We start from the raw sequence: 26067 nt of genomic DNA, 5'->3' as shown, positions 1-26067 counted from the left end.
CAGCAGGAAGACCCGCTGGGTTCTCCTGAGCGCGCTCGCCGTCATGACCCAAGGTCACCTATCCGCTTCGGCGGATGCGGCGGGGTCACGGCTTTCACACCGCCACCGGGGTGAGGTGTTCGGCCTTGTCGAGTGCGCGCAGGCACCAGGCGCAACCGGCTCCGATCACGGCGAGGACAGCCCATGGTGCCGCTGGTACACCGGCATCTCTCGCGATGTCCAACGCGGTGCCGGTGAGCAGGTTGCCGAGGAGGATGCCCACGCCGACCACGGTGTTGTACAGCCCATAGTGCGTCGCGACCAGCTTGCCGCCGGAGAGGGCGACGATCGTGTCCATTTCGAACGGGAAGACCACGATGGTCCCGAGTGCCAGCAGGGCGGCGGAGAGAATCAGCGATGCCCAGCTCAACGCCGCCGGACCGGCCGTCGCGCCCGCGGTGAGCATGGGCGGGAGAAACGCCGCTCCCATGAGCAGGAGACCGACGGCGAGACACTTGCCGGATCCCCACCGCCGCCTGCACCACGCGGTGATCCGCAGCTGTCCGGCGATCGCCAAACCTCCTGACACCGCGAACAGCAGCGCCACCAATGTGGTCCCCGCCACTCCGGGGCCGCCGACCTGACGAGCTTCGAGCGGGAGTGCGAGATAGACCTGGAACGACAGGACGTACGAGCCGATCATCGCGAGCGAGAACAGCACGAACGACCGGTTGCCGAACGCGGTCGCCCAGTCCTGCCGGATCGAAGTCCGCGCGGCCGGGTCACCCTTGGCACGCGAACGAGGCGGCAGGGACCGAATCTGCAGCACGGTCAGGACCGCGAACACCGCGGCCGCGACGAGGCAGGTCACTGGGAAGGCGAAACTCGTCAGGACCAGCCCGACGACCGGGCCCAGCAGGATGCCCGCCTGATAGAACACATTGAACAACGCGAACGCCTCGACGCGCCGCTCCTCACCGGCGTCTTCGGCGAGGTAGGCCCGCACCGCGGGATTGAACAACGCACCCGCGAACCCGGTGGCCGCCGAGGCGACGATCAGCGCCGGAACCGAATCGACCAGGCCGAGCAGGGCGAACCCGCCCGTCCGCAGCGCGCATCCCGCCACGATCAGCGGCTTGTAGCCGAGCCTGTCGGCCAGCGTGCCACCGATCAGGAACATGCCCTGCTGGGAGAAGTTCCGCACGCCCAGAATGAGCCCTACGGCCCAGCCCGCCAGCGCCAGATCCGCCGACAGGTGCCCCGCGAGGTAGGGCATCAGCATGTAGAAGCCCAGGTTGATGGTGAACTGGTTCAGCATCAACAGCTGGGAAGGCCGGTCGAACGACCTGAACTTGACGACCAGATCCTTCACGCCCGCACCTCGGACGGGTCGATGACGTGTGCGCAGCGCGTCCACCGCTCGACGACCTGGTCGACGGGATTGACGACGACGTCGGGCTCGTCCGCGGGGGTCTGTCCGAGCAAGCCGTTCGCCGCGCAGTAGTCGTCGTTGTAGACGGTGTCGAAGTAGCGGTGGGGGCCGTCGGGGAAGATCGTGACGATCCGTGTGCCGGCAGCTTCGGTCCTTGCGAGCCAACCAGCGACGAGTGCGACCGCTCCGACGCTCCACCCGCCTGTCGCGTGGTGGGACGCGGCGAGCCGACGGCAGGTCCACACCGCTTCGGCCGGCGCCACCCAATGGACTTCGTCGAAACCGCAGTAGTCCACATTGGACGGGTAGATACTCGAACCGAGTCCGCGCATCAACCGGGGGCGCGCCGGTTGCCCGAAGATCGTGGAACCGATGGTGTCGACGCCGACGACTTTCATCTGCGGGTAGTGCTCGCGCAGGACACGCGAGACGCCCGCCGAATGGCCTCCGGTGCCCACCGAGCACACCAGGACGTCGACGCGGTCGAGCTGGTCCACCAGTTCCAGGGCGAGCGGCTCGTAGGCGTCCACGTTGTCCGGGTTGTTGTACTGGTCGGGGCAGTAGGCGTCGGGTTCTTCGGCCAGGAGCTGCCGTACGCGGTCCCGTCGGGCCTGTTGCCAGCCGCCGGTCGGATGTGGGGCGGTGACGAGCTCGACACGGGCGCCGTGTGCGGCCAGCATCCGGTGCACGATCGGTTCGAGGCCAGGGTCGGTGACCACGGTGACCGGGTGGCCGTAGACGATTCCGGCGAGTGCGAGGCCGAGTCCCAGCGTGCCGCTGGTCGATTCCACGATCCTCGCGCCCGGAGCCAGGTCGCCCCGTTCGCGTGCGCGGGCGATCATGTGCAAGGCCGGGCGGTCTTTCATGCCGCCGGGATTGAATCCTTCGAGCTTCGCCCAGAAGCCGCGGCCCGGCGCCGCGCCCGGTTCATCGATCCACAGCACCGGGGTGTTGCCGACCGCACTGGCCGGATTGCGGCCGTGCGTGATGGTCCTTTGGCCGGGGAGGGTGGTCCCGGACACGGTCGAGCCGTTGGCGGACAGGGGTGTCCTCATCGAGATCTCTTTCAGTGAATCGTCGCGGGGCGCGACGGTCGAACGGAACGGGGTCGGCCGGGTCGTTCAGCCCGATCACGTTCGCGTGACACAGATCTCGATGAGCAAGGCGCGTCCGGTTGGGCGCGGATCCCGTCCCGGGCTCCCATGACCAGGGGAATGAACCGGTGAGCGGAATAGTCCGGTAAACGTATTCTCGAGGGGAATCGCCGACCACGTCGTATCCGTCGTTCCTCGCGTACCGCGATGAATGGCGTCCGTGGTCGTGTGTTGCCGGTGTGCGTGGTGCTCGGGTTCGCAGTCGTCGGCCAGTGGGGCATGCGTCGCTGCGCTGGTGGCGACATGCTCGGCCGCGTGGGCGTGCGCTTGCGGGAAACATTGGCCCAGCTGCAGCGAAAGAAGCCAGAAGAGCAGAGTGACGAGCCACAGCATCGGCTTCACTCTGCGACGCGGCGTAGTCGGATAGCCCCTCACAGTTATCGGACCGTATCAGCAAAGAACTTACGTCTGCCACCTTCAATCGTACTAGTTCTACTAGTAGCGAAGAATTCACTCGATTTCGCGTCCGACTACTACCCATGGTAGTTGAAGGTGGGCTCCCTTTGAACGCAGTGTGATCGAGTGATCTGCTGTGTCCCGGGATGCGGGAATGGCGATTAATCGGATTGAGCCTATCGCGTCGACGATAGGAAAAAGCGGGTGCGGAGTCATGCGGGACCCCGCACCCGCCGACACGCGTCGCGCTACGAGAGCGCTCGGACGTTACTGATACAGCACGGCCGGCCCGCCGAGGGCGCCGGCCGCGATGATCGTGGCAGTGTGCCGCCACCATGGGCGCACATTTCGGTCGGTACCCGCTGGGGGCTCGACCTCGAGCCGAGTGGTGGTTTCACCGGCGTTTTCCCCTGGCGGAACCACTCATTCCCCCGGTCTTCTCGCCGTGTCACGTGTTCCGGAGCCGCATCGTCCGGCACGCGACCCAGGCTACTATCGGTCCTAGTTGACCTTGTCGGCGGAGGTGCGGTCTCGTGCGGGGTTACCCGACGCTACCGCGTCGATACCTGCCGCGGCGCAGAGGAACAGGTGTTCTCCGCTGTCGCGACGGGTAGGCGCAGTCTCTTGAGGGCGAGTGCGTTCACCGCGACGATCAGGCTGGATCCGGACATCGACAGTGCGGCGATCTCCGGGCGGAGCATGAGCCCGAAGGCCGGTTCGAAAACACCGGCGGCGATCGGTAGCGCGATGGTGTTGTAGCCGATGGCCCAGCCGAGGTTCTGGCGCATTTTGCGCAAGGTTCCGCGGCCGATGCGCAAGGCGATCGGGACGTCGAGCGGGTCGGACCGCATGAGGACGACATCGGCGGTCTCGATCGCGACGTCGGTGCCCGCGCCGATGGCGATGCCGAGGTCGGCCTGTGCCAGCGCGGGGGCGTCGTTGACGCCGTCGCCGACCATCGCGACCTTGCGTCCGCTGCGCTGCAACCCGGCGACCTTCGCGGCCTTGTCGCCAGGCAGCACCTCGGCGATCACGGTGTCGATACCGAGCCGGGCGGCGATGCGCTCTGCCGTCGCCTGATTGTCGCCCGTCAGCATGACCACTTCGACGCCGAGGTCGTGCAGCGCCCGGACGGCGGTCACGGAGGTTTCCCTCGGTGCGTCCGCGATGCCGATCACCCCGGCCGCGACGCCGTCCACCGCGGCCAGGACCGCGGTGCGTCCGGTCGAGGCCAGTTCGTCCCGGCGCGGGCCGAGTGCCGCGAGGTCGATGTTCTCCCGTTCCAGCAGCCGCCGGTTGCCGACCACCACGCGGTGCCCGCCGACCTGGGCGATCGCACCGTGGCCGGGCACGTTTTCGAACCGATCCGCGCGTAGCCCGTCCAGTTCGCCCGCGTGGCGGACGATCGCCTCGGCGAGCGGGTGCTCGGACTCGCGTTCCACCGCCGCGACCAGCCGGAGCAGTTCCGCCTCGCCCAGACCGTCCACGAGCACGTCGGTCACCTCGGGCTCGCCCTTGGTGAGCGTGCCGGTCTTGTCCATCACGACGACCTCGATGCGCGCGGAGGTCTCCAGTGCCATGGCGTTCTTGAACAGCACACCGCGTTTCGCGCCGAGGCCGGTTCCGACCATGATCGCGGTCGGAGTGGCGAGACCGAGTGCGTCCGGGCAGGTGATCACGACGACGGTGATGGCGAACAGAATGGCCGTGGCGAACGCGCTGCCCGCCAGCAACCAGACCGCGAGAGTGGCGCCACCACCGATCAGCGCCACGAACACCAGCCAGAACGCAGCCCGGTCGGCCAGTCGCTGGCCCGGCGCCTTGGAGTTCTGCGCCTCCTGCACGAGCTTGACGATCTGCGCGAGTGCGGTGTCCGAGCCGACCTTGGTGGCGCGGACGCGCAGGGTGCCGTTGGCGTTGATGGTGGCACCGATGACCGTGGAGCCGGGCGCCTTGTGCACGGGCAGGCTTTCGCCTGTGACCATCGACTCGTCCACTTCGGACTCGCCGTCCTCCACTACGCCGTCCACCGCGATCTTCGCGCCTGGCCGCGCCAGCAGCAGGTCTCCGGCCTCCACCTCGGCGGTGGGTACTTCGACGGCCTCGCCGTCACGGAGCACGACCGCCTTGGGCGGGGCGAGGTCGAGCAGGGTGCGAATCGCGTCGTTCGCCCCACCGCGGGCGCGCATCTCGAACCAGTGTCCCAAGAGGACGAACGCGGCGAGCACGGTCGCGGCTTCGTAGAAGACCTCTCCTCCGCCGGTCAGTGTGATGACCAGGGAGTACAGCCAGCCCGCGCCGACGGCCACCGCGACGAGCACCATCATGTCGAGGGTGCGGTGCCGCAACGCGCGCACCGCGCCGTCGAAAAAGATCCAGCAGGAGTAGAAGATCACCGGAAGGCTCAGGAGCAACGCCCACAGGTCTTGGCGGACGCCGAATGGCGTCGGGAGGTGGAGTCCGAAGACCTCGGTGCCGATCGGCGACCACAACACGATCGGGATGGAGAACAGCAGTGCGATCAGGAATCGATTGCGCATGTCGGCGACCATCGCGGCCATCGACATCCCGGCGTGCCCGCCGTGGCCCATCGCCTCATGCGGGGACCGCGGAGTCGCCGCCTCGGCGTGGTGCTCGTGGCCGGTGTGCTCCGGCTCCGTCGTGGGGTCGCAGAGGTGGCGCGGCACCGACTGGCCAGCGCAGTGGTAGCCGCAGTCGACCACCCACTGACGCAGGGCCGCCACCGACGTCACGGCGGGATCGAAGCGCACCGTCGCGGTCTGCGCGACCGGATTCACCTCGACGTGGTGCACGCCGGGCTGTCTCCCGAGCTTGGCGTTGACGACGTTCTGCTCACTCGCCCAGTGCAGTCCGCTGACGTCGAGCACGGCAGTGCGGGTGTGGTCACTCATGGTCGTGCCTTTCTGGGCCGGTGTCGACGGTGGTGACCGGTCGGTTGTGCGAGTCGTCCTTCGCGAGTATCCGGGACGTTCCCGTTCGACCGGACAGGGTTACCAACAGCAGCGCCGCGAGGACGATCGCGTCGCCGAGGCCCTTGATCAGGGTGACACGTTCACCCAGCACGGTGATGCCGAAAACGACGCCGACCACGGGGACGAGCAGGGTCCAGGCGGTGACCGAGGTGAGGGATGCGCGACGCAGCTCGCCGAACCACAGCACGTACGGAATCGCTGTCGCACCGAGGGCCAGGATCGCCATCGCGGCGATGAACCGCGCGTTCCAGGTGATGGCTGAAGGTGGTCCGTCGACTGCCGCGGCGACGCCGGACAGAACGACTTCGGTGAGGCGGCGTGCCGGCAACGCCCCCGCAGTGATCCCGACGGCGGCTGGTAACGCCAGGCCTGCTCCCTCACCGAGTCCGGTCGGCGCGGCGACCAGTAGCAGCCCACCGAACCCGAGAGCAGTCCCTGTGAACTCGAGGGCCCGCTGCTGTTCGGCATACAGCCACCAGGCGGGCAGCACGACCAGCAACGGAGTGGAGTTGCTCAGCACCGCGGCTGCCCCGGTCGCCAGTCCGAGGGCGCCGGCGAACATGGCCCCGAACGCGAGCGCGACATTCATGAGCGCCATCACGCCGATCAGTTCCAAGGGCCTCCCGCCTGGTGGCAGAGCCGGGCGCCGGTACAGCAGGCATGCGCCGAGGAGGAACAGCCCGGCCAACAGAGCGCGCAGCGCGGCGAACCACAGCACCGGGGCGTCGCGCATGCCCCACCTGATCAGCACGTAGCACGAGGCCCAGGCCACGACGACGACCAGCATGCGTGACGGGCGTGCCCGGCGAAGCGCTGCCGTCATGACGAAGACTCGTAGCCGAGGACGGTCGTCATCCCGGCCTCGGCGTGGTAGGTGTTATGGCAGTGGATCATCCACTGGCCGGGATTGTCGGCGTCGAACTCGCAGGCGACGGTCTGGCCGGCCGGTACGATCACGGTGTCCTTGCGCGGGCCGCCTGCCTGCTGGAAGGTGTGGCCGTGGATGTGCATGGGGTGCCACATCATCGTGGTGTTGACGAACTCCACGCGCACGCGTTGTCCATTTCGGACTCGCGATCGGTTGGTGTGGTCACCGGCGCGGCCGTTGATTCCCCATTGGTAGCTCATCATTCCGCCGGTGAGCGCGAGTCGGTGCGTGACGTCGGGCTGCCGAGCGGGCAACGGTTCACTGGCCTTCAGTTCCGCATAGCCGAGAGGCTTCCCGCGCAGCTCGTCCGGACGAATCGACGGCGGGGGAGCGGTGCCGCGGCCGGTGCGCACCAGCGCGAAAGCAGCACCCTCCTTGCCCTCCGCCTGTGCCACCAACGGGAACACGCCGTCGGACAGGGTGATCAGCACGTCGTAGCGCTCGCCCATGCCGATGAGCAGTGCGTCGGTGTCGACCGGTGTGACCGGGAAGCCGTCGGTGTGGGTGACGGTCATGCGGTGGCCGCCGAGCGCGACCCGGAACGCGGTGTCGGAGCCGGCGTTGATGAACCGGATCCGCACGCGGTGCGCGGGCTTGGCGGTGAACGTCGCCGGTGCGCCGTCGACGCGGCCGTTGAGCAGGTAGTGCGGGTAGGTGACGTCTCCGTCCAGTGTTCGGCCGCCCATACCGTGCATCGAGTGACCGCCGCCCCGCTGAAGAGTCGCGAGGACCTGGTCTGGAGTGGTGCCGGTGCCGTCGATCCAGTCGTCGAGCACGACCGTCCACTCCGCGTCGTAGCCGCCGGGTTCTCCCGGGTCCTCGACGATCAGCGGCGCGTACAGGCCACGGTCGAGCTGTGTGCCGGTGTGCGGATGGAACCAGTAGGTGCCCGGCGTCGGCACCGCGAAGCGGTAGGTGAACTCCTCTCCCGGCTTGATCTGGGCTTGGGTGAGGCCGGGAACTCCGTCCATGTCGTTGCGCAGCGCCAGGCCGTGCCAGTGGATCGAGGTGTCCACGGGCAGCCGGTTGACCAGCCGCGCCTCGAGCAGGTCGCCCGCGGTCACGCGGATTTCGCGGCCGGGCGCGACGCCGTCATAGGTCCACGTGTCGACCACGGGGCCGCCGAGGTCGACCTGGCTTGTGGTCGCGGTGAGTGTGGCCGATCGGGTGTGGCCGGTGCCGCCGCGCGCCGTTTCGGTCCTGCCCACCAGTGGGTCGGTGGGCAGGATCAGCGGGTTCTCCGTCGAGCAGGCGGTCAGCCCGGTCACGGCCAATGCGGTCGTGCCGAGAAAGGCGCGGCGGGTGAACGGGCTCATGCGACCGCCTTTCGGAACAACCCGGTCGCCGCCAGCCCGAGCCCGAGCAGCAACGGTCCCGTCTCGTCGAAGCTCGCGGTCAGTCCGCCGTCGAGCAGCACGCGATCGGCGCCGTAGCCGGGCAGGAACCGGGCCCAGTCCGGTGGTTCGCCGCGCAACATCGGGCTCTGCGCGATTCCGACATCGAGGAACGGCACGAGGAACGCGATGAGCACACCGGACACGCGGCCGAAGATCGGGCCGATGCACACGCCGATGAGGGCGTAGATCGCGGCCAGCAACAGGTTGCCGCCCGCGTAGACGATCCACTGCTCGGCATCGAACACGGTGATGGTGACGGCGAGGGACGCCGCGGTCACCAGCAGGACGGTGAAGCCGATCACGCTGAGACGCGCCGACAACAGGGCGCCGGCGCGGAGCCCGGCCAGGGTGAGCCGCCGGTCGCCGGTGCGGGCGTCGAGCACGATGAACAGCCCGGCGAGTGTGGCGAGCGAGGCGACCGCGATCGGTGTCATGGTTCCGGCGTGGACGTCCGGCAGCCAGAACGAGAACCTGCCGCCACCGGTCGCGGCACGCACATCCGCGTGTAGTCGCCTGCGCCGGCGCAGTTCGGCGAAGAGCCCGACCTGGGTGCCGAATCCGCCCAGGATCAGCACCAGCCATGGCCAGTCTTCGACCGCCTGCCGCCCCAGGTGCTCAAGTCCTCCCGCGACACCGACGACCACCGCGTAGAACAGGGCGAGGGCCACGGCTCCGGCGAGTCCCGCGCGCACCGCGTTCGTGCTCATCGCCACCTCCGGGATCGTTCATCTGACGTCGCTCGCGGCCGGGGGAGGAATGCCGGGACACGCGCGGCGTACGCGGTCCACTGCTCGCCGAACCGTTGCGCGACTTCACGTTCCTCGTTGCGAGCCAGCCGCGTGTAGAACATGATCAGGGTGGGAATGGTCGGCCATTGCAGCAGGAACCCGATCATCACCAGCAGGAAGCCGTCGTACTGCGGGTGCCGGACCCGCGCGTGGCCGGCAGCGGGAAGCGCGAGCCGAGCCAACTGCCCATCTCGGTGAACAACGCCACCAGGAACGCGGTGAACGCACCCATCGCCCGCCAGTCGCGCTTCGTATGCGGCCGGAAGAAGCTCATCGCGAACACGACGAACAGCGCGATGTTCAGGATGACCAGAGGCCACAGCCCGTACGCCGCGTCGGCCATTACGACCGGCCGGAGGTGTGGTGGTGATCGCGGTCCTGGTCGCCGGATCCGCCGTGCCCGCCCATCATGAACAGCATCATCAGGGGCAGGCCAGTACCGCCAGGCCGATCAGAATCGTGGTGAGCGGAACTCCGGCGTAGGCGAGCCCGACGATCAAGATCGCCACGGCGATCGCGTACAGCCCGAGGTGTTGGCGCTTCATGATGTTCTCATTTCGTCGGCGGTCTTCGAGCATCACCTTCTGCACCGGTCGGCGTCAGGGCTGGTTGTCGCGAACGGGGAATCCGAAGGTCCCCATCCGCTGCGGACGAAGGCCTCTGACGCACTTCTACTATCTTGGATAGCAGAGCCTTCCCGGTGATGGCGCTTGACGCGGTATGGGACCTTGGGCCGTTCTGGCGGCGACGTTGGGCCCTGCGCTTCAACGAGATGCGCGGTGACTCTGAAATATGCCCTTGGGGACGTGATGACGTCATCTGTGTCGATCGACGGCGAGCGGAGTCCGGACATGGGAGAAGACATCAAACTCGGCCACCTGGCCGGTTTCCCGCTACGCCTCAACTGGAGCGTGCTGGTCGTCCTGTGGTTGTTCACGTGGAGCCTGGCCGGTTACACGCTGCCAGTCGACGCGCCGGGGCATGCGCCCGCGACGTACTGGCTGGCCGGTCTCGGTGGTGCGGTGGTGTTCCTCGGTTCCATCCTGGCTCACGAGCTGGCCCACGCCGTCGTCGCCCGCCGCGCCGGTGTGGAGGTCAAGAGTCTGACCCTGTGGATGTTCGGTGGTATCGCCGCCTTCGGCTCCTCGCCGAAGACTCCGGGAAAGGACTTCCGCATCGCCGCGGCCGGCCCGGCGACGAGCCTCGCGCTCGCGGCGGTCTTCGCCGGTATCGCCGCCGGGCTCGGCGCGTTCGGGGTAGCGCATATCGTCGTCAGTGTCGGCTGGTGGTTGTCGGGTATCAATCTGCTGCTCGGTCTGTTCAACCTGCTGCCCGGCGCGCCGTTGGACGGCGGGCGGATCCTGCGCGCCTACCTGTGGCACCGGCGCGGGGACTTCACGCGGGCTGCACTCGGCGCGGCCCGCACGGGACGCGGCATCGCGTTCGGGCTCATCGCGCTCGGGTTGTTCCAGTTCCTGGCAGGCTCCGGCATGGGTGGTCTGTGGATGGTGTTCATCGGCTGGTTCCTGTTCACCGCCGCCCGTGCCGAAGAGACGGACGTGCTCGCCCGGCAGGCACTGGCCGGAGTCCGTGTCGCCGACGTGATGAGCGCGAACCCGCACACCGGCCCCGGCTGGTTCACCGTCGACGCGTTCATCGAACGCTATGTGCTGGGGCACCGGTATTCGGCTTACCCGGTCGAGCGAGCCGACGGCGGAATCGACGGACTGATCACCCTGGCGCAACTGCGGGCCGTCCCCCGCACCGAGCGGGCCACGACCTCTGTGCGTGACATCGCGATCCCGCTCGCCGACGTGCCGACGGCGGCACCGGAGCAGCCGCTCACCGAGTTGCTCGAGCATCTTTCCCCGGCCACCGGCGGGCGAGTGCTCGTTTTCGACAACGGTGGACTCGTCGGCATCGTCACCCCGACCGACATCGCGCGGACAATCGAGATCAGGATCTCAACGCGCTGCCGCCCGCAGCCGAACACCACCACTGAGCTCACCGACACCTGACGGTGACGAGGGCTCGCCTTCACAATCAGGGGCCTACGACCTCGCATGGTAGCCCGTTGGGCCCTGCAGCCTCGACGGCGTCGGAGAGAGTTGACGCCGCTTGGCTCTGCTGTTCCGCGCGAAGGCGAACAAGGCACTGGATCGCGCTGAGGATCCTCGCGAGATCCTCGACTGCTCAGGGCGGAGGACCAGCGCAGGTGAGTGCTTGCGGCGCTGGTGCTCGCCATGCTGATGAACGCGTTGGCCACCACAATCGTGAACGTCGCGCTGCCGACGATCGCCACGAAGCTGTCACCTCGGGATTCAGGGCCGTGTGGGCGCGGCAGCCCCTCAGTGGACCCGCGGCCGTGTGTCGAAACCGACTGAGGCGAGATTCCCGTCCGGTCCGTTTCCGAATCGCGCTCTTCGCACTCGTGGTGGTAGGTGCCTGTGAACCGCTAGCGTCTTGACCGTGAGTCTTGATCCGGCCAGTGGCGTCGAGCAGCGCCCGTCCGATTCTCCGTATGTGGAGCGGGTTTACCGGGCCGGTACGGAGGCCGTGACGATGCCCGCGCGGATGCGGTCCATCGCGAACTCGAACTGGGAGCTCGTGGTATGGCGTGACCGGGGCGAGACGCATGTGGCGGTGCGTGGCCCGGAGACGAGCCCCACGGTCCTGGACCTGGGCCCCGGCGAAGGTGAAACGGTCGGGATCATCTTCCGGCACGGTGCGTTTTTGGCGCCGATGCCGGTGCCGGACCTGGTCGACACCGCCGTGACGAGTCCGCACACCACGGCTCGCTCGTTCGTCCTGCAGGGGGAGGAGTGGGAAACACCGACTTACGACAACGCCGACGTCTTCGTGGATCGGCTGGTCCGCGCCGGGGTGCTGATGCGTGATCCGCTGGTCACCGATGTGCTTCGCGGCGACGCGGCCACGCTGGTCACACCGAGGTCGGTGCAGCGGCGGGTGGCCGCGGCCACCGGGCTGACCCAGGGGGCGATCCGGCAGATCGAACGAGCGAGGCAGGCCGTGATGCTGCTGGGGCAGGGGATGGCCGCGGTCGAGGTCGTGCAGCGGGCCGGGTATCACGACCAGCCGCACCTGGCGCGCTCACTGACCCGGTTCACCGGCTGCACGGCCTCCCGGCTGCGGCGGGCCGACGGCGACGAGATGCTGTCGCTTCTGTACAAGACCGACGTCGCGGTCCGCCCCTAGATTCGTGGTGACGCCGGGACCACCCGGCACCCGAAACGTCCTGGAGGGCATGTCATGGCCATCGCGCAAATCTACGTCAACCTGCCGGTCACCGACCTGGAGGCGAGCACGAAGGTCTACCTGGCGATGGGGGGAACGGTCAATCCCGATTTCAGTGGTGACACCTCCGTCCAGGTGGCGTTCGCCGACACGATCCTGGTGCAGCTGATGACCCGTGAGACGTTCGCGACGTTCACCAAGCGGTCCACATCGGACGGACCGATCGAGGTGATCAACGCACTGGCCGCCGGATCGCGCGAAGAAGTGGACCGCCTGGCCGACGCGGCGCTGGCCGCGGGTGCCACCGAGCCACGCGAGGCCCAGGACATGGGCTGGCTGTACAACCGGGCCGTCGACGACCCGGACGGCCACTGCTGGGAGCTGCTGGCCTACGACCCGAGCGCCCTGTGACGGACCGCACGGGTCCCCGCGTTGACCTCGAGTTCGGTCGAGGTCCGACCATGAGGCCATGACCCTCGAAGCAGACGAAATGCTCCTGTTCCGGAACACCATGCGGATCACCGACGGCCACCTGGAGGAGTTCACCGCCGCCGTCCGGGAAGCCATCGACTTCGTCGAGCGCAACGCGCCGCAGGTCATGGTGCAGACGTTCGTGGACGCCGATCGCATGCTGGCCTACAGCTACCAGATGTACGCCGATTCGGACGCGGTCCTCGAACACTGGCGGATCTCCGAGAACCACATCAACGCCGTGTCGGCGCACTGCACGGTGGTGGACTTCCAAGTGCACGGATCGCCGGACGAACGAGTGCTGGCGGGGATGCGCGGCATGATCGACGACGGCACCGCTGTCGTCACACCACGGATCGCGGGTTTCGTGCGCCCTCTGCCGAGTCCGCGGGCTGGTCGATGACATCCGCTGACGCGGCCATTCCGCCGACGCTGCTGAGCGCGGTCGTGGCGATCGGCCGCCAGGCCAGGCGGCCGGTCTCGGCCTGGTTCTCGGGGACCGGGCTCCTCGACGACGTCGATGTCCGCGTGGCGCTGGATCAAGCCAGGACGGTGCTCCGCAGGGCCGTCGCGGCGATACCCGACCGGCCACTCGGCCTCGAGGTCACTTCACCGCGGAGGGGCTGGACGGGGTGCGGGAGCCTGATCGCGCCGGAGCGGACCAGGCCCGGAGTCGTGGCCGCGGTGGAGGCGCTGCTGAACACGCACCTCCACCGCCCGGGAGGCCCTCTGGTGGAGGGCATCGACGGCCACCAAGGGCCGAACCGGACACGTTCCGCTTCGGTACTGAAGGACTACACGGCCGTCGCACGCTGAGCCGTCATCGCGCGTAGAGGCGATGCATGAGCAGTTCCAAGGGACCGCGGTCGAAGCGCCGGAGCCACAGGACGGCGAAGCCGATGTTCGTCAGCCCGACGAAGACCCAGAGGCCGACGATCCACCATGGACGGACATCCGCGAAACGCTCGGCGAGGCCGAGACCCCAGCCGTAACACAGGGCGCCGGCCAGCAGGTTCTGCAGTACGTAACAGGAGAGCGCGGTGCGGCCGACCGCGATCAGTCCACTTCGGACCGCTCCGGCCCGCTCGCGCATCCGGAGGGTGAGGTGCGTGACCAGGGCGAGCAGACCCACGGCGACGAGCGGGGGCAACAGGTACCGGTCGACGAGCAGCCAGTCCGGGCCGCCGAACCCGGTCAGCACGTTCAGCGGCAGGCCGACGGCGAAGCCGAGTACGAGCAGGCGCGAGCGGAGCCGTGCTCCCTTGTCCGTGTCGTCGAAAACGCCTGCCCTGCGGAGGCGGGAACCCAGCAGGAACAAGACGACGGCGGAGGGCACGATCAGCACGATCTCCGCCCGCAGCAAGAAGAAATCGTTCAGCCGGACGGCGACCTGTTCGGGCCAGTTCGCGGTCGCGGAGGGGGCGACCGGGGCAGGCTCTCCGGAGACCTCCGGTGTGGCGACGAGCAACGCGGTCGCGGCGAGCAAAAGCGCCACGTACGTGCCGCCCACCACGACGACGACGTTCCGCACGACCCGATCGTTCCGGCCGACGAGGTACGCGACGAGCAGCGAGGTGAGCCCGTAGGCCATGAGCACGTCGCCTTCGAACACGAGCAGGAAGTGCGCGACCCCTTCCAGGAACAGAATTCCCGCCCGGAGCGGATACCTGCCCGGCCAGGGGGCACCGCGCCGCCGGGCGGACTGGTACTGCAATTCCAGGCCCACGCCGAACAGGATCGTCAGCAGCGCGAGGAACTTGCCGTTGGTCAGCACACGTAAGCCGACCTCGGCCCGCTCGGCGAAGGTCGTCGCTGTGCCGACGAAGTCTTGGAAGAAACCCGCGGGCCCGCCGGGATGGGCGAACAGGAACACGTTCGTGCCGAACGTGCCGAGTATCGCCACCCCTCGGAGCAGGTCCAGAGAGGAGATCCGCCCGCCGCGGGAATGCCGCGAGGCAGCGACTGCCGACGTCTGGTGACTCATGGTGTCGAGCCTGTCACCGCACGCTTCCGGCTTCGTCCGTCGTTAGGACGACTCCGCCCCGTCACTTCGTAGCACGCCTGATCGGTGATGCGCTTGCCGTTGCACGCACTGCGTGCATAATGGCGAAGGGGTCCTGGCCAAGACGAGCCCGGTGTGAAGCCGGGAGGGGAGCGGAAGAGATGACCGACGAGATCGCCGCCGAGCTACGACCGCGGGAGCCGGACTTCTCGACGATCACGACCGAGGAGCTGATGGCCTACCGTGAAGCGGAAAACCGGGCACGGGCGTCCAAGGCGGCCCGGGCGTTCCTCGGGGAGCCGGACGACGGCGCCCTGATCGACTGGCGGGAGATCCCGTTGCCCGGCCGCGATCTGCCGGTCCGGGTGTACCGCCCGGCCGTCGGCGGCGACGTCGCCCTGCCGCTCGTGGTCCACGTCCACGGAGGCTGCTTCGTCGGTACCGCGGTGCAATGCGACTGGCCCAACAGTCATTTCGCCGCGCGGCTGCCCGCGGTGGTGGTTTCGGTCGAGCATCGCCTCGTCTCGCCGGGGGTTCCGCTCCCGTTCGCGGCCGACGACGGCTGGGACACGCTGGTGCACGTGGTGCGTCACGCCGCCGAATGGGGTGTCGACCCGGAACGGGTTGCCGTGGTCGGCGAGAGCTTCGGTGGGTTGATCAGCGCGCTGACCGCCATCCGGTCCAGGGAGGGTGGTCCGCGGCTCAAGGCGCAGGTACTGGTCAATCCGGCGGTCGACGTGACCGAGTCGATGTACGACCATCCCTCGATCGCCGAGTACGCCTACAGCCCGACCCGGGCACTGCCCCAACTCCAGCTCGTCCAACGGCTTTCGGTCCCGCCGGGGGTCGACGCCCGCGCGTGGTCGCCCATCCATGCCGACGACCTGAGCGGACTCGCGCCCGCGCTCGTGGTGGTGCCCACCCGCGACGCCCTCGCGGATCACGGTCGTCGCTACGCGGAACGGCTGCGCGAAGCCGGGACCGAGGTGCGGCTTTCCGAATATCCGGGAGCGAGGCACGGATTCCTCACGTTGCCCGGGGTGGAGCCGCAGGCCGCGGCCGCTCAGGCGGAGATATCCGAGTTCCTGCGCGAGGCGCTCGCTTCGACCTCGATCTGATCGAGGTGCGCGGCGAGGATGTCCGCGTAGGCGTCCCGGCGGTCGGCGCCGAGCGGGAGGATTTCACGGGCGAAACGGGCCACCGCGGGGAAGCGTTCCGGGTCGGCCCCGAGGACGGCGACCCGGAACGATTCCATGCCGTGCTCGCGCTCTTCCGCGGCGAGGGTGCCGATACCGCCGTCCGCGGCGTTCAGCGCGGTCACGAGAACCGCGATCCGGTGATAGTGGGCGGGGACCCGCTCATCGGGCAGACCTGATGAGCGCAAAGCCTGGAGCAGTGCTTCCATGACGGCACGCGATCCGCCGCCGCCCGAGGCGTAGCGCCCCCAGACGGTGGCGATCTGGGGCTGCCGGGCGAAGACCTCGCGGAGCCGGAACGCGATGTCGGTGACGCACTGTTTCCAGTCGCCTACGGGTTCGTAGCCCTCCATGGCCGTGAGGAGGGCGCGGTCGGCGACGGCGCGCAGGAGTTCGGTCTTGTTCCGGAAATGCCGGTACAGACTCGAGGAATCGGTGCCGAGCATCGCGGCGAGCTTGCGCACGCTGAACGCCTCCGCGTCGCCGCCCTCCAGGAGTTTTCCTGCCGCGTCGAGGATGTCGTCGCTGGACCAGCGCCGTCGACCTGTCATCACCGGTACTTCTTCCTGTCGCCGTCAGTGGCACAGTTTACGATCGCACGCGCCGGGTGCAACGCCGTCGGCGCGCTGGTTCCCGGGAAAGGGGCAAACGGTCATGGACGACTCCTACCGCCTGGAAGCAGGCTCGCCGTCGGTCGACGACTACCTGCGGCTGCGCCGCGAGGCGGGCCTCACCGAACCGGCGAGGGAGCAGGCCGAGCGTGGGGTCGACGGCGCTTGGGCCTCGGTCAAGGTGATCCACCGGGCCACCGATGAGACCGTCGGGATGGGCCGGGTGATCAGCGACGGCGGGTGGTACTTCCACATCGTCGACATGGCCGTCCTCCCCGCCCATCAGCGGCGCGGTATCGGGGACGCCGTCCTCGACGCCCTCCTCGCCGAGATCGACGCCGCGGCTCCGGGCGCGTACGTCAATCTTCTCGGTGACCCACCCGGGTGGCGGCTTTACCGGCGGCATGGTTTCGTCGAGACCGCTCCCGGGACCGTCGGTATGCGGCGCACGATCGAGGGGAACTCCTGACAAAAGTCCGCGCCGGGAATTGACCGGGTGCCGGTGCCGGAGGCAATAGGCGAAATGGACCCAAATGCTTACGCCTTTTACTGCGAATCGGCGCGCATCCGGTAATTGCGGCGCACGCTGGTCCCCTTGGCGAGGTCGGCGCCGTAGACGTGCAAGGTGATGGCGACGGTGTCGCCTTCGTTGTGCACCTGGTGGATGTCGTCGGGTGGCGCGACGCCGCTGACCGACCCGGCGGGCCGCCGCCGCTGCTCCGTCCGGACGAGCCGGTCGCCGTCGATGTCGAAGATGTTCTCGGTCTCGGTTCCTTGGAGGACAAGGAATGTGCACCACACCAGGTGATCGTGGATCTCGGTGAGCTGGCCGGGCCGCCAGGCCAGCGCGACGATCGAGAAGGCGGACTCGGTGTGCAGGGTGGTGCGGGTGTACCCCTCGGGGGACCCGGCTCGTTCCGCCGCGGTGAGCAGCCGCGAAGTCGGCCGGAGTTCGGTGAGAACGGCCGCCACGGCCTGCGCGGTGGCCAGGGGTTCCGACGTTCTTCCGGTGCATTGGCGAAGACGTTTTATCAGCTCGGCGAGGCCGGGTCTGGCGGCGGTTTCGGGTGCGACGGTCATTTGTTCTCCTTCTCGTCGCTTCTCATCGTGTTCCGTTGTCCGCCCGGCGTCCAATGATGAAGTTCTTCCCTTCGTATAGGTATTCTTTATCCATGCTGAACCTGGTGCAGCTCACGGTGCTGGCGGCGGTCGCCAGGCACGGTTCGATGACCGCGGCGGCGAAGGAACTGCATTACACGCAGCCGGCGGTGAGCCACCATCTCGCGAGGTTGGAGGCCGCGACGGGGGCGAAGCTGGTCCAGCGGATCGGCCGCGGCATCCGGCTCACCCCCGAGGGCGAACTGCTCGCCGCGCGCGCGGCCGAGATCGTCGGCCGGGTCGAAGGCGCCGAGGCCGAGCTGGCCGCGCAGGTGGGCTTGCGCGCCGGGCGGGTCCGGCTGGCGGGGTTCCAGTCGATCCTGAGCACCGTCGTCCCCGATGCGGCCGCCGCGCTGGCCCGCGACCATCCCGGACTCGAATTGGGACTGGTCGACGAACATCCGGGTGAAGCGCTGCGCATGCTGCGGGAAGGGCGGATCGACGTCGCCCTGATCTTCCGGTACGCCGACACTCCGCGCGAGGAGCGGGGACTCCGGCTGGTGCACCTGCTGGAGGATCCGATCTACCTGCTCACCAGCGAACCGGGGCAGACCATCGCCGATCACCGCGACTCGACCTGGATCGGCGGCTGCGCCCGATGCCAGGACGAACTCGTCACGATCTGCGGGCGGGCCGGGTTCGCTCCGCGGATCTCGATGGTGAGCGACGACATCGTCGTCATGCAGGCGCTGGTCGCGGCCCGGATGGGCGTGACCACGCTGCCGCGGCTCGCCCTCCGCGCCCACCGGATGCCGGGCGTCCACGCCACCGAACTGGCCGAGGATCCCCGCCAGATCTACGCCGTCACCTACGGCGACCCACCCGACCCGCCCGCCGCGGTCGCGCTCATCGACGCACTCCGGGCCAGCATCCGGGCCCAGTGAGTCGACTTCGGCCCTGGGTCTCGTGAGTGGTAAGGACGGTTCTAACCGTCCTTACCACTCACGAGGCATGCCCGACCACGCCACCGCTCACCTTGCTCGCCCCTGCACCCCTTCCTGCGGCGCCGCTGTGACTGCTGAGGCTGCTGGTGTTGCTGAGGCTGCTGGTGTTGCTGGGGCTGCGGGTGGCGATCGCGTAGTCCGTGAAGGCCTCCTTCCCTACCTTCAGGGTAGGGAAGGTGGCCTTCACGGACCTGCGACGTCCTTACCACTCACGAGGCAGGGCGGCGAACGCGGTGGTCGGAGCCAGTGTCTCTTGTGGACGGTCACGGGCCATCGAGGATCCGTTCGACGAAAGCTCCGGCCGCCAGCAGGTTCCGGTCATCGCCGACGGCGCCGTCGAGGGCCAGCCCGGCGGGCAGGCCGTCGCGGTCGCGCCCCATCGGGACGGTCAGTCCCGGGAAGCCCGCGATGCTGCCGGGCTGGCAATTGCGGATGAAGGTCGGGAAGGTCGGGACCGCGCGCCCGCGGTGGGCGAACTTCTCGACGGCCGAGAAATCCCGGGCTGTCGCGGGGGTGGTGGGGAAGGCCAGCGCGTCGATCCCGCTGTCGGTGAAGATCTTCGCGTAGGCGTCACGCAAGGCCGAGCGGGTGGCGAGCGCCGCCTCGTAGACGGCCGGCTCGACGCCCGGCACGATCGCCTCGGCGAAGATCGCCCGGACGTCGGCCGCGGCGACTTCGGCGACGAGCCGTTCGAAGGAGACCGCGGGCACGTATTCGGCGAGGTAGGACCGGAGTGCGACGCCCGCTTCATGGATCACCAGCGGCATTCCCTGGTCGGCGACGAGTTCGGCGAGGGGTGTGTCGTCGATCGGCACGAGGACGACTCCTGCCGAACGCAACCGGGCGAGCGCGGCGTCCCATAGTTCTTCGACGTCCTCGGCGAGGTCACCGGTCAGGAAGCCGTGCGGCACACCCAGCCGGATCGCTGAACTCTCGATCAAGGGTTCCGGCGCTTCTCCCGCGAGCACCGCGTCGAGAAGGGCGAGATCGGCGACCGTGCGGGCGATCGGCCCGGCCGTGTCCCGGGTGGTGCTCAACGGGGTCATACCGCCGGACGGATAGCGGCCCGAGGTCGGCCGGAAACCGCAAACCCCGTTGAGCGCGGCGGGAACACGCACCGAACCCCCAGTGTCGGTGGCCAGCCCCGCCGGAACGATGCCCGCCGCGACGGCGACCGCGGTCCCGCCGCTGCTTCCCCCGGCGAACCGGGACGGGTCGCGGGCGTTGCGCACCGGGCCCAGCGGGGTCGTGTCGCAGGTGATGCCGAACGCGAGTTCGTGCATGGCCGCCTTGCCGATGACGACGGCGCCCGCGTCGACCAGGCGCCGGACCACCTCCGCGTGCTCGCGCGGAACGTGGTCCGCCAGCGCCGGGGTGCCCGCGGTGTTCGGCATCCCCGCGACGTGGATGTTGTCCTTGACCACCAACGGGATACCGGTGAGCGGGCCACTCGTCTCCGGTGTGCCGTCGTCCGTCGCGAGATGGCTGATCGCGTTGAGGTGCCGGACTTCTTCCGCGCGCGAGCGGCTTTTCGAAGCGCTCCAAGGTCCACTCACGGTCGCCAGCCTAGCGTGACAAGAACCACAGTCACTGAAAAAGACAATCGTTTTCATTAAGCTGCGGCGCGCCACCTTCCCACGAGAAAGGTCGATCGTTCATGAGCTCTGGTCCCTCGCTGCACATTCTCACGCGCTCGGATCTGCGCAACCTCGAACTCACCCCGGACGAGGCGATCACCATGGTCGAAGACGGCTACCTGGCGTACGCGTCCGGAGCCTCGCGGAACCCGGCGAAGCTGATGGTGCCGATGCCGGATCCCGCGCGGGACGCTGTCGCGTACTCGATGCTCGGCTACGACGGCTCCCTCGAGCAGGCCGCGTTCAAGACGAGCTACCGCCAAGGCAGCACGTCGGCCGAGAAGTACTACACGACGATCACCCTCTACGACGACACCACCGGTCTGCCGTTCGCGCTCATGGACTGCCACCGCGTCGGCGCCACCCGCACGCCCGCCAGCACCGCGCTGATCGCGCGTTCCTGCGCCCGGCCCGGCGCGCGATCCGCGCTCATGGTCGGCACCGGCGCACAGGGGATCCGGACGCTGCCGTACCTGCTCACCGCGCTGCCGGAACTGGAGCGGCTCCGGTTGTTCGGCACGCATCCCGACGGCCTGCGCGACAGCGTCGCCGCGGTGAAGGAGCGGTTCCCGGACCGCGAGGTCGAACTCGTCGACGACGTGGAGGCCGCGGCGCGCGAGTCCGACATCGTGGTCGCGGCCTCGGGCCGCGCGGCCCACCCGAAGATCCGGCTCGGCTGGCTGCCGCCGGGCGGGCTGCTGATCTCGGTCGCCAGCAAGGGAGTCCAGGAGGGCACGCTCGCCGAGGCCGACTACACCGTGGCCACCAGCGGCGCGCAGGTCGAGGTGACCGGGCAGCGGATGGCGGGCCCGGACGGCGTGTTCCGGATCGACGCCGAACTGCCGGAGATCCTCGCCGGTCGCGCGCCCGGCCGTCGCGGCGACGACGACCGGGTGTTCGCCTTCAGCAGCGGCATGATCATCACCGACATCCCGGTGGCGCACGCGCTGGCCGCCCGTGCCATCGCGGCGGGCCGCGGCCGCGAGGTGGCCCTGTGGACCTGATCGACACCCTTTCCCCGCCCCTGCCCGCGCTCGAACGCCCGTGGGCGCCGCGTTTGCGTGACTCGGACACCCTGTGGGAGATCGCCCGCGCTGTCGGCGGCGGGCCGTTCCACGTGGTCCATCCGGCCACTTTCGCCGAGAACCTCGGGGGAATGGTCGCGGCGCTCGCGGCCGAGCGCGTCGAAGGCACCGTCTACTACGGGAAGAAGGCCAACAAGGCGGCGGCGTGGCTGCGGGAATGCACCCGGCCCGGCACGGGCGTCGACGTCGCGAGCGTGCCCGAACTGGTGCACGCCCTCGGCAACGGCCTGCGCGGGGAGGCGATCGGGGTCACCGGCGCCGCCAAACCGGACGGCCTGCTCTGGCTCGCCCTGCGGCATCGCTGTCTCATCGCGGTGGACGCGGCCGACGAACTGGAACGCGTCGCGCGCATGGCCATCGAACTCGGGGAGACGGCCCAGGTGCTGCTGCGGGTGAGGCCGCCGTCCGCGCCGGGGAGCAGGTTCGGCTTCGCGCCCGACGCCTTGAAAGCGGCTGTGCGGCAGTGCGCCGAATCGGTCGTCCTGCGCGGTTTCTCGTTCCATCTCGACGGCTACGCGCCCGAGCCGCGGGCGGAACTGGCCGCGTACCTGATCGATCTGTGCCACGACGCCCGCGCGCTCGGCCGGCCCGCGTCGAAGATCAGTATCGGCGGCGGGATCGCCGTGTCCTATGTGGACGCCGGTGACTGGGCGCGGTTCGAGTCCGGCAGGCACGACGGCTGGTTCCACGCCGGCCGCAACCCGGCCCGGACCTACCCGTACCACCAGGCGCCTGCCGGGGCGGCCATGGTGACCGCGATCCTGCGGCACGAGATCGCCGGGAAACCGCTCGCGGAGCGCCTGCGCGCGGCCGGGATCGAGCTGCTGCTCGAACCGGGCCGGGCCCTCGTCGACGGCGCCGGGTTCTCGGTGTTCCCGGTGCTGGGCTGCAAACCCGCCGAAGACCACCTGATCACCACGGTCGCGGGTCTGTCCATGAGCCTGTCCGAACAGTGGAAGGGCAGCGAATTCCTGCCCGACCCGCTCCTCGTGAGCCGGGAAGCAGTCGACGGCACGCCGGTGCGCACCGTCGTCGCCGGTTCGAGCTGCATGGAGTACGACGTGCTGACCTGGCGCGCGGTCGAGCTGCCCGCGCGGCCGAGGACCGGCGATCTGCTCGTGTACCCCAACACGGCCGGCTACCAGATGGACAAGAACGAGAGCGGCTTCCATCAGCTTCCCCTGCCCCCGAAGGTGGTGGTCGACGGCGACCGCTGGCATGTCGACACCGACTATCCGATCCAGGAGATCCGATGACGATCGTCCGGCGCGCGTCCGAGCTGATCGGGAACACGCCGCTGCTGGAGCTCGCGCGCACCGGCACCGGGACGCGTCTCCTGCTCAAACTCGACCACCTCAACCCGACCGGCTCGTGCAAGGTGCGCATGGCCAGGCAGATGATCGACGAGGCGGAACTCGAAGGACGGCTGCGGCCGGGCGGGCATATCGTCGAACCCACCTCCGGCAACACCGGCAACGGGCTCGCGCTGGTGGCGCTGGAACGCGGCTACCGGTTCACGGCCGTGGTCGACCATCACGCCGCCCGGGAGAAGCTCCGGATGCTGCGCGCGCTCGGCGCGGAACTGGTGTTCGTCGACGGCCCGCCGGACGGCGGGGTCAGTTCGGTCCAGCGGCGGCGGGTCGCGGCCCGGATCGCCGCGGAAACCGGCGCCTACCATCCGGATCAGCACAACCATCCCGGCAACGGCAACGGGTACGCCGGTCTGGCGCGGGAACTGCTCGGGCAGCTCGGCGACGTCGACGTGCTCGTCGCGGCGATCGGTACCGGCGGCTCCCTGTGCGGGACGGCGCGCTTCCTGCGCGCGGCGGGGGCGGGCACCCGCGCGGTCGCGATCGAACCCGTCGGCTCGATCATCTTCGGTGGCGCGCCGGGGATCTACCACCAGACCGGGGCGGGCAGTCCGGCCGGTTTCCCGGTCGGGGACAACGTCGACCGGTCGGTGATCGACGAAGCCCATCGAGTGTCCGACAGCGACGCCTTCGCCGGGGCTCGCGTCGTCGCCCGGCGCACGGGCGTCCTGGTCGGCGGGACCACCGGCGGCGCGATCCACGTCGCGCTCCGGCGGCTCTACGCGTATCCGGCCGGGAGCGTCGTCGTGGTGCTGTGCAACGACGCGGGGGAGAAGTACCTCGACTCGGTCTACGACGACGAATGGCTGCGTGCCAGGGGAGTGCTCGACGAACTGGCCCATCGCCGGATGGAGCGCTGGTTCGCCACCTACGCCGCGTCCGTGCGAGCGGCCACCCGCGACCGGACGGCTCGTCCGGTGGCGGTGGGCGTATGAGCACGGCGGTGGCGGCCCGCGGATACCGCGCGCTCGTCGCGCTGGCCGCGCCCATCGCGGGAATCCAGCTGGCGCAGGTGGCGCTCACCAGTGTCGACCTGGCCATGCTCGGGCTGCTCGGCGTGACCGCGGTGGCGGCGGGCGGGCTGGCGATCCTGCTCTACAACCAGATCCGCACCATGTGCGTCGGCATGGTCACCGGCGTCGGGAATCTCGTGGCCACGGCGGCCGGGGCGGGGGAACTCCGCACCGGCACCGGTGAACTCGACGAGCGGGCGCGGGACGAGATCCGGTCGCTCCTGCGGTCCGCGCTGCTCGTCGCAACCCTGACCGCGGCGATGGGCGCGTCCGTCCTTTGTGGACTGGCGGCCGCCTTGCCGTTGCTCGGACAGAAACCGGAGATCGTGTCGCTCGCCAGGGCGATGATGTTCGCGCTGGCGGGCGGGCTGTTCCCCATGGTGTGGCTGAACGTGATGCGCCAGTTCGCCGTCGGGCTGCGGCGCCCGGGTTCCCTCCTCGCCGTGACCTTGGTGTCGATCGCGGTCAACGCCTTCCTCAACGCGGCGTTCGTCTACGGCTGGGCGGGCCTGCCCGAGCTGGGCGTCGCCGGGATCGGCCTGGCGACGACGCTGGTCCAGTTCTTCACGCTCGCCGTGTTCGCCTCGGCCGTCCGGCGGGATCCCCTGCTGCGTCCCATGGTTTCGCTCGCGCTCTGGCGCGCGGATCCGGTGGTGGCCCGGCGCATCGTCTGGCACGGGACCCCGATCTGTTTCACCTACGGGTCGGAAGCCGCGATCACCTCGATCGCGACCATGCTGATGGGCGCCTTCGGCCCGGCGATGCTCGCCGCGTCGAACGTCGCGAACCAGCTCGCGTACATCGTCTACCAGGCCAACATCGGTCTGTCGCAGGGATCGTCCATTTTGGTCAGTCGCGCGGTCGCCCACGGCGATCGCGGGCGGGCGCCGGTGATCGCCCGCCAGGCGCTCACCCTTTCCTGGTCACTCATGGCGGTGGTGAGCCTGGCGTACCTGGTGGTGCCGGAGGTGCTGTTGTGGCCGTTCCTGCACGACGAGGCCGACACGGTGGTGGTCGGCACGGCGTCGGCCCTGCTGGTGTTCGCCATCGCGCAGCAGTACAGCAAGGGAACGCAGAACATCCTCGTCGGCTTGCTGCGCGGGCTCGGTGACACCGTTTCCGGCCTCCGCTGCACTCTCGTGGGGTACTGGGCGGTGGGTGTGCCGGCGATGTTCTTGTGCGCCTACGTGTTCGCTTGGGGCGGCTGGGGTGTCTGGGCCGGTCTGTGTCTCGGCTTCGCGGCGACCGCGGTCCTGCTCGGACGGCGGTTCGCCGGTCAAGGGCTCGGTTCGGCGCGATAGCCGTCGATCCGGGCGAGCAGGTCGCGGGACGCTGGATCGGTGTGTCGGCGCGGGAGGGCCGCCAGCGGCGCGAGCCGATCCTTGGTGCGGGTGGAACCGAGGCCGCGCGCGAGGTCCAGCGCCTCGGTGCCGGTGCGGACGGCTTCGTCGAAATCGCCCTGGAGCGCGTGGTTCTGCGCGAGCATGATCAAGGTGAGCGCGAGGCTGCGGGACATTTCCTTGCCGTAGCCGCCGACGGCGTCGCGTAGCCGCGCGATCGCCTCTTCGCTGTGCCGGGAGGTGGCCGTCCTGGCCAATTCGGTCAGGACGGTCCCGTGCATCGCGGCCATGTCCGTGGTGCCGAAGAAGGCTTCCCAGGGTCGTGCCGCCGCCCAGGTGTCCGCGCTCTCGAACTGACACTCCGCCCGTGTCAAGCTCGCGAGGGCGGCGCGCTCGTCGCCTGCCTTGGCCAGTGCCCACGCCTCGTTGATCGTCAGGATCGCCTGTGCTCGCAGGGAACCGGAGCGATGGGCGGCGGCATGGCCCTGGCGGAGATGGTCCAACCCGCCCTCGACATCGTCATGGTGCAGCGCCAGCCTGCCGAGGCGGTAACAGATGTTGGCCATGAGATTGTCGTTGCCCGCCGCGGCGGCGAGACCGAGGGCGCGGTCGAACCGGAGCCGCGCCGGAATCCGGCGGCCGATATCGAATTCCGTCCAGCCGAGCAGATTGTGCAGATCGGCGAGCACCGTCAGCAGCCGCGACCGGAGCGTGCCGGGGACCGTCCCCCAATTGAGCGGCAGGCTGACCGATTTCACGACGTGCACCACGTCGCGGGAAAAGGCGCCGCCCTGCCGGTAGTCCAGCGCGCGCAGGACGTCGATGGCGTTTTCGAGACTTTCGACGTCGGTGGTGCCTCTTCCGGTCGTTGTCATGGACTCACCTCACGCAAGTCATGGCCCGGTTCACCGGCTACCC

General features: G+C 69.1%; 25 protein-coding genes. 12 read left to right on the top strand and 13 right to left on the bottom strand.

What is annotated here, in order from left to right:
* Window positions 1–94: 94 nt before the first annotated feature.
* The 8 genes from AC069H_RS07030 to AC069H_RS06995 form a co-directional block, all read right to left on the bottom strand.
* On the bottom strand, window positions 95–1351 hold the full coding sequence (locus AC069H_RS07030; protein ID WP_478231642.1) for an MFS transporter: 1257 nt from the start codon (window positions 1349–1351) through the stop codon (window positions 95–97).
* A complete protein-coding gene (locus tag AC069H_RS07025) occupies window positions 1348–2466 on the bottom strand; it encodes a PLP-dependent cysteine synthase family protein (RefSeq protein WP_478225833.1) in 1119 nt (372 codons plus the stop codon). The genes AC069H_RS07030 and AC069H_RS07025 overlap by 4 nt, the downstream gene beginning before the upstream one ends.
* A 1046-nt stretch (window positions 2467–3512) precedes the next feature.
* On the bottom strand, window positions 3513–5873 hold the full coding sequence (locus tag AC069H_RS07020) for a heavy metal translocating P-type ATPase (protein WP_478231641.1): 2361 nt from the start codon (window positions 5871–5873) through the stop codon (window positions 3513–3515).
* Window positions 5866–6777 carry a DMT family transporter gene (locus tag AC069H_RS07015; protein ID WP_478231640.1) on the bottom strand — a complete coding sequence of 304 codons (912 nt, stop codon included), beginning with the start codon at window positions 6775–6777 and terminating at the stop codon, window positions 5866–5868. The genes AC069H_RS07020 and AC069H_RS07015 overlap by 8 nt, the downstream gene beginning before the upstream one ends.
* Window positions 6774–8198, bottom strand: a complete 1425-nt coding sequence (locus tag AC069H_RS07010) for a multicopper oxidase family protein (RefSeq protein ID WP_478231639.1) — start codon at window positions 8196–8198, stop codon at window positions 6774–6776. The genes AC069H_RS07015 and AC069H_RS07010 overlap by 4 nt, the downstream gene beginning before the upstream one ends.
* Window positions 8195–8986: a hypothetical protein gene (locus AC069H_RS07005; RefSeq protein WP_478231638.1), complete on the bottom strand. Its 792-nt coding sequence runs from the start codon at window positions 8984–8986 to the stop codon at window positions 8195–8197. Before AC069H_RS07005 ends, AC069H_RS07010 begins: the two co-directional genes overlap by 4 nt.
* 187 nt (window positions 8987–9173) lie before the next feature.
* Window positions 9174–9410 carry a hypothetical protein gene (locus AC069H_RS07000; RefSeq protein ID WP_478231637.1) on the bottom strand — a complete coding sequence of 79 codons (237 nt, stop codon included), beginning with the start codon at window positions 9408–9410 and terminating at the stop codon, window positions 9174–9176.
* A gap of 79 nt (window positions 9411–9489) precedes the next feature.
* A complete protein-coding gene (locus AC069H_RS06995; RefSeq protein ID WP_478231636.1) occupies window positions 9490–9612 on the bottom strand; it encodes a hypothetical protein in 123 nt (40 codons plus the stop codon).
* A gap of 264 nt (window positions 9613–9876) precedes the next feature.
* Here AC069H_RS06995 and AC069H_RS06990 point away from each other — a divergent pair, with 264 nt between their 5' ends.
* The 5 genes from AC069H_RS06990 to AC069H_RS06970 all read left to right on the top strand — a co-directional run bounded on the left by AC069H_RS06990 (window position 9877) and on the right by AC069H_RS06970 (window position 13609).
* Window positions 9877–11085 (top strand): site-2 protease family protein, encoded by a 1209-nt coding sequence (locus tag AC069H_RS06990; protein ID WP_478231635.1) that lies wholly within the window; start codon window positions 9877–9879, stop codon window positions 11083–11085.
* Between the two features lie 451 nt (window positions 11086–11536).
* On the top strand, window positions 11537–12283 hold the full coding sequence (locus tag AC069H_RS06985; protein ID WP_478225825.1) for a helix-turn-helix domain-containing protein: 747 nt from the start codon (window positions 11537–11539) through the stop codon (window positions 12281–12283).
* Window positions 12284–12337: 54 nt separating this feature from the next.
* Window positions 12338–12733, top strand: coding sequence for a VOC family protein (locus AC069H_RS06980; protein ID WP_340683479.1), 396 nt, complete (start codon window positions 12338–12340; stop codon window positions 12731–12733).
* A gap of 58 nt (window positions 12734–12791) precedes the next feature.
* Window positions 12792–13196 carry a hypothetical protein gene (locus tag AC069H_RS06975; protein WP_340683478.1) on the top strand — a complete coding sequence of 135 codons (405 nt, stop codon included), beginning with the start codon at window positions 12792–12794 and terminating at the stop codon, window positions 13194–13196.
* A complete protein-coding gene (locus AC069H_RS06970) occupies window positions 13193–13609 on the top strand; it encodes a hypothetical protein (RefSeq protein ID WP_478231634.1) in 417 nt (138 codons plus the stop codon). The genes AC069H_RS06975 and AC069H_RS06970 overlap by 4 nt, the downstream gene beginning before the upstream one ends.
* A 4-nt stretch (window positions 13610–13613) precedes the next feature.
* Here AC069H_RS06970 and AC069H_RS06965 read toward each other — a convergent pair whose 3' ends face one another.
* Window positions 13614–14777, bottom strand: coding sequence for a DUF418 domain-containing protein (locus AC069H_RS06965; RefSeq protein ID WP_478231633.1), 1164 nt, complete (start codon window positions 14775–14777; stop codon window positions 13614–13616).
* 179 nt (window positions 14778–14956) lie between these two features.
* On the opposite strand from AC069H_RS06965, the gene AC069H_RS06960 reads away from it, so the two are divergent.
* Window positions 14957–15913 carry an alpha/beta hydrolase gene (locus tag AC069H_RS06960; protein WP_478231632.1) on the top strand — a complete coding sequence of 319 codons (957 nt, stop codon included), beginning with the start codon at window positions 14957–14959 and terminating at the stop codon, window positions 15911–15913.
* Here the strand turns inward: AC069H_RS06960 and AC069H_RS06955 are convergent.
* Window positions 15859–16542 (bottom strand): TetR/AcrR family transcriptional regulator, encoded by a 684-nt coding sequence (locus tag AC069H_RS06955; RefSeq protein ID WP_478231631.1) that lies wholly within the window; start codon window positions 16540–16542, stop codon window positions 15859–15861. The genes AC069H_RS06960 and AC069H_RS06955 overlap by 55 nt on opposite strands.
* Before the next feature lie 103 nt (window positions 16543–16645).
* On the opposite strand from AC069H_RS06955, the gene AC069H_RS06950 reads away from it, so the two are divergent.
* Window positions 16646–17071 carry a GNAT family N-acetyltransferase gene (locus AC069H_RS06950; protein ID WP_340683474.1) on the top strand — a complete coding sequence of 142 codons (426 nt, stop codon included), beginning with the start codon at window positions 16646–16648 and terminating at the stop codon, window positions 17069–17071.
* A gap of 77 nt (window positions 17072–17148) precedes the next feature.
* Here AC069H_RS06950 and AC069H_RS06945 read toward each other — a convergent pair whose 3' ends face one another.
* Window positions 17149–17682 carry a cysteine dioxygenase family protein gene (locus tag AC069H_RS06945; RefSeq protein WP_478231630.1) on the bottom strand — a complete coding sequence of 178 codons (534 nt, stop codon included), beginning with the start codon at window positions 17680–17682 and terminating at the stop codon, window positions 17149–17151.
* A 92-nt stretch (window positions 17683–17774) separates the two neighbouring features.
* Here AC069H_RS06945 and AC069H_RS06940 point away from each other — a divergent pair, with 92 nt between their 5' ends.
* Complete coding sequence (locus AC069H_RS06940) at window positions 17775–18644, top strand: LysR family transcriptional regulator (protein ID WP_478231629.1); 870 nt, start codon at window positions 17775–17777, stop codon at window positions 18642–18644.
* A gap of 323 nt (window positions 18645–18967) precedes the next feature.
* On the opposite strand, the gene AC069H_RS06935 is transcribed toward AC069H_RS06940, so the two are convergent.
* Window positions 18968–20260: an amidase family protein gene (locus tag AC069H_RS06935; protein WP_478231628.1), complete on the bottom strand. Its 1293-nt coding sequence runs from the start codon at window positions 20258–20260 to the stop codon at window positions 18968–18970.
* A gap of 101 nt (window positions 20261–20361) precedes the next feature.
* On the opposite strand from AC069H_RS06935, the gene AC069H_RS06930 reads away from it, so the two are divergent.
* The 4 genes from AC069H_RS06930 to AC069H_RS06915 are packed head-to-tail and all read left to right on the top strand — an operon-like array spanning window position 20362 to window position 25110.
* Complete coding sequence (locus tag AC069H_RS06930) at window positions 20362–21345, top strand: ornithine cyclodeaminase (RefSeq protein ID WP_478225816.1); 984 nt, start codon at window positions 20362–20364, stop codon at window positions 21343–21345.
* A complete protein-coding gene (locus AC069H_RS06925; protein ID WP_478231627.1) occupies window positions 21336–22682 on the top strand; it encodes a type III PLP-dependent enzyme domain-containing protein in 1347 nt (448 codons plus the stop codon). The genes AC069H_RS06930 and AC069H_RS06925 overlap by 10 nt, the downstream gene beginning before the upstream one ends.
* Window positions 22679–23731 carry a PLP-dependent cysteine synthase family protein gene (locus tag AC069H_RS06920; protein ID WP_478231626.1) on the top strand — a complete coding sequence of 351 codons (1053 nt, stop codon included), beginning with the start codon at window positions 22679–22681 and terminating at the stop codon, window positions 23729–23731. The genes AC069H_RS06925 and AC069H_RS06920 overlap by 4 nt, the downstream gene beginning before the upstream one ends.
* A complete protein-coding gene (locus tag AC069H_RS06915; protein ID WP_478231625.1) occupies window positions 23728–25110 on the top strand; it encodes an MATE family efflux transporter in 1383 nt (460 codons plus the stop codon). The genes AC069H_RS06920 and AC069H_RS06915 overlap by 4 nt, the downstream gene beginning before the upstream one ends.
* Here the strand turns inward: AC069H_RS06915 and AC069H_RS06910 are convergent.
* The gene (locus AC069H_RS06910) at window positions 25086–26024 is read right to left on the bottom strand and encodes a tetratricopeptide repeat protein (RefSeq protein ID WP_478231624.1); all 939 of its coding nucleotides are present in this window, start codon (window positions 26022–26024) and stop codon (window positions 25086–25088) included. The two genes, AC069H_RS06915 and AC069H_RS06910, sit on opposite strands and share 25 nt — an antisense overlap.
* Window positions 26025–26067 lie beyond the last annotated feature (43 nt).

Source organism: Amycolatopsis sp. NPDC043887 (genome assembly GCF_056435665.1).
Note: the sequence above shows the minus strand (reverse complement) of the source record. Positions and strands in the feature narration are given on the sequence as shown.

Excerpts from the sequence above, each read along its gene's own strand:
- AC069H_RS07025 (WP_478225833.1), bottom strand. The coding sequence starts at position 2,466 with ATGAGGACACCCCTGTCCGCCAACGGCTCGACCGTGTCCGGGACCACC.
- AC069H_RS07020 (WP_478231641.1), bottom strand. The coding sequence starts at position 5,873 with ATGAGTGACCACACCCGCACTGCCGTGCTCGACGTCAGCGGACTGCAC.
- AC069H_RS07015 (WP_478231640.1), bottom strand. The coding sequence starts at position 6,777 with ATGACGGCAGCGCTTCGCCGGGCACGCCCGTCACGCATGCTGGTCGTC.
- AC069H_RS07010 (WP_478231639.1), bottom strand. The coding sequence starts at position 8,198 with ATGAGCCCGTTCACCCGCCGCGCCTTTCTCGGCACGACCGCATTGGCC.
- AC069H_RS07005 (WP_478231638.1), bottom strand. The coding sequence starts at position 8,986 with ATGAGCACGAACGCGGTGCGCGCGGGACTCGCCGGAGCCGTGGCCCTC.
- AC069H_RS07000 (WP_478231637.1), bottom strand. The coding sequence starts at position 9,410 with ATGGCCGACGCGGCGTACGGGCTGTGGCCTCTGGTCATCCTGAACATC.
- AC069H_RS06995 (WP_478231636.1), bottom strand. The coding sequence starts at position 9,612 with ATGAAGCGCCAACACCTCGGGCTGTACGCGATCGCCGTGGCGATCTTG.
- AC069H_RS06990 (WP_478231635.1), top strand. The coding sequence starts at position 9,877 with ATGACGTCATCTGTGTCGATCGACGGCGAGCGGAGTCCGGACATGGGA.
- AC069H_RS06980 (WP_340683479.1), top strand. The coding sequence starts at position 12,338 with ATGGCCATCGCGCAAATCTACGTCAACCTGCCGGTCACCGACCTGGAG.
- AC069H_RS06975 (WP_340683478.1), top strand. The coding sequence starts at position 12,792 with ATGACCCTCGAAGCAGACGAAATGCTCCTGTTCCGGAACACCATGCGG.
- AC069H_RS06970 (WP_478231634.1), top strand. The coding sequence starts at position 13,193 with ATGACATCCGCTGACGCGGCCATTCCGCCGACGCTGCTGAGCGCGGTC.
- AC069H_RS06965 (WP_478231633.1), bottom strand. The coding sequence starts at position 14,777 with ATGAGTCACCAGACGTCGGCAGTCGCTGCCTCGCGGCATTCCCGCGGC.
- AC069H_RS06960 (WP_478231632.1), top strand. The coding sequence starts at position 14,957 with ATGACCGACGAGATCGCCGCCGAGCTACGACCGCGGGAGCCGGACTTC.
- AC069H_RS06955 (WP_478231631.1), bottom strand. The coding sequence starts at position 16,542 with ATGACAGGTCGACGGCGCTGGTCCAGCGACGACATCCTCGACGCGGCA.
- AC069H_RS06950 (WP_340683474.1), top strand. The coding sequence starts at position 16,646 with ATGGACGACTCCTACCGCCTGGAAGCAGGCTCGCCGTCGGTCGACGAC.
- AC069H_RS06945 (WP_478231630.1), bottom strand. The coding sequence starts at position 17,682 with ATGACCGTCGCACCCGAAACCGCCGCCAGACCCGGCCTCGCCGAGCTG.
- AC069H_RS06940 (WP_478231629.1), top strand. The coding sequence starts at position 17,775 with ATGCTGAACCTGGTGCAGCTCACGGTGCTGGCGGCGGTCGCCAGGCAC.
- AC069H_RS06930 (WP_478225816.1), top strand. The coding sequence starts at position 20,362 with ATGAGCTCTGGTCCCTCGCTGCACATTCTCACGCGCTCGGATCTGCGC.
- AC069H_RS06920 (WP_478231626.1), top strand. The coding sequence starts at position 22,679 with ATGACGATCGTCCGGCGCGCGTCCGAGCTGATCGGGAACACGCCGCTG.
- AC069H_RS06915 (WP_478231625.1), top strand. The coding sequence starts at position 23,728 with ATGAGCACGGCGGTGGCGGCCCGCGGATACCGCGCGCTCGTCGCGCTG.
- AC069H_RS06910 (WP_478231624.1), bottom strand. The coding sequence starts at position 26,024 with ATGACAACGACCGGAAGAGGCACCACCGACGTCGAAAGTCTCGAAAAC.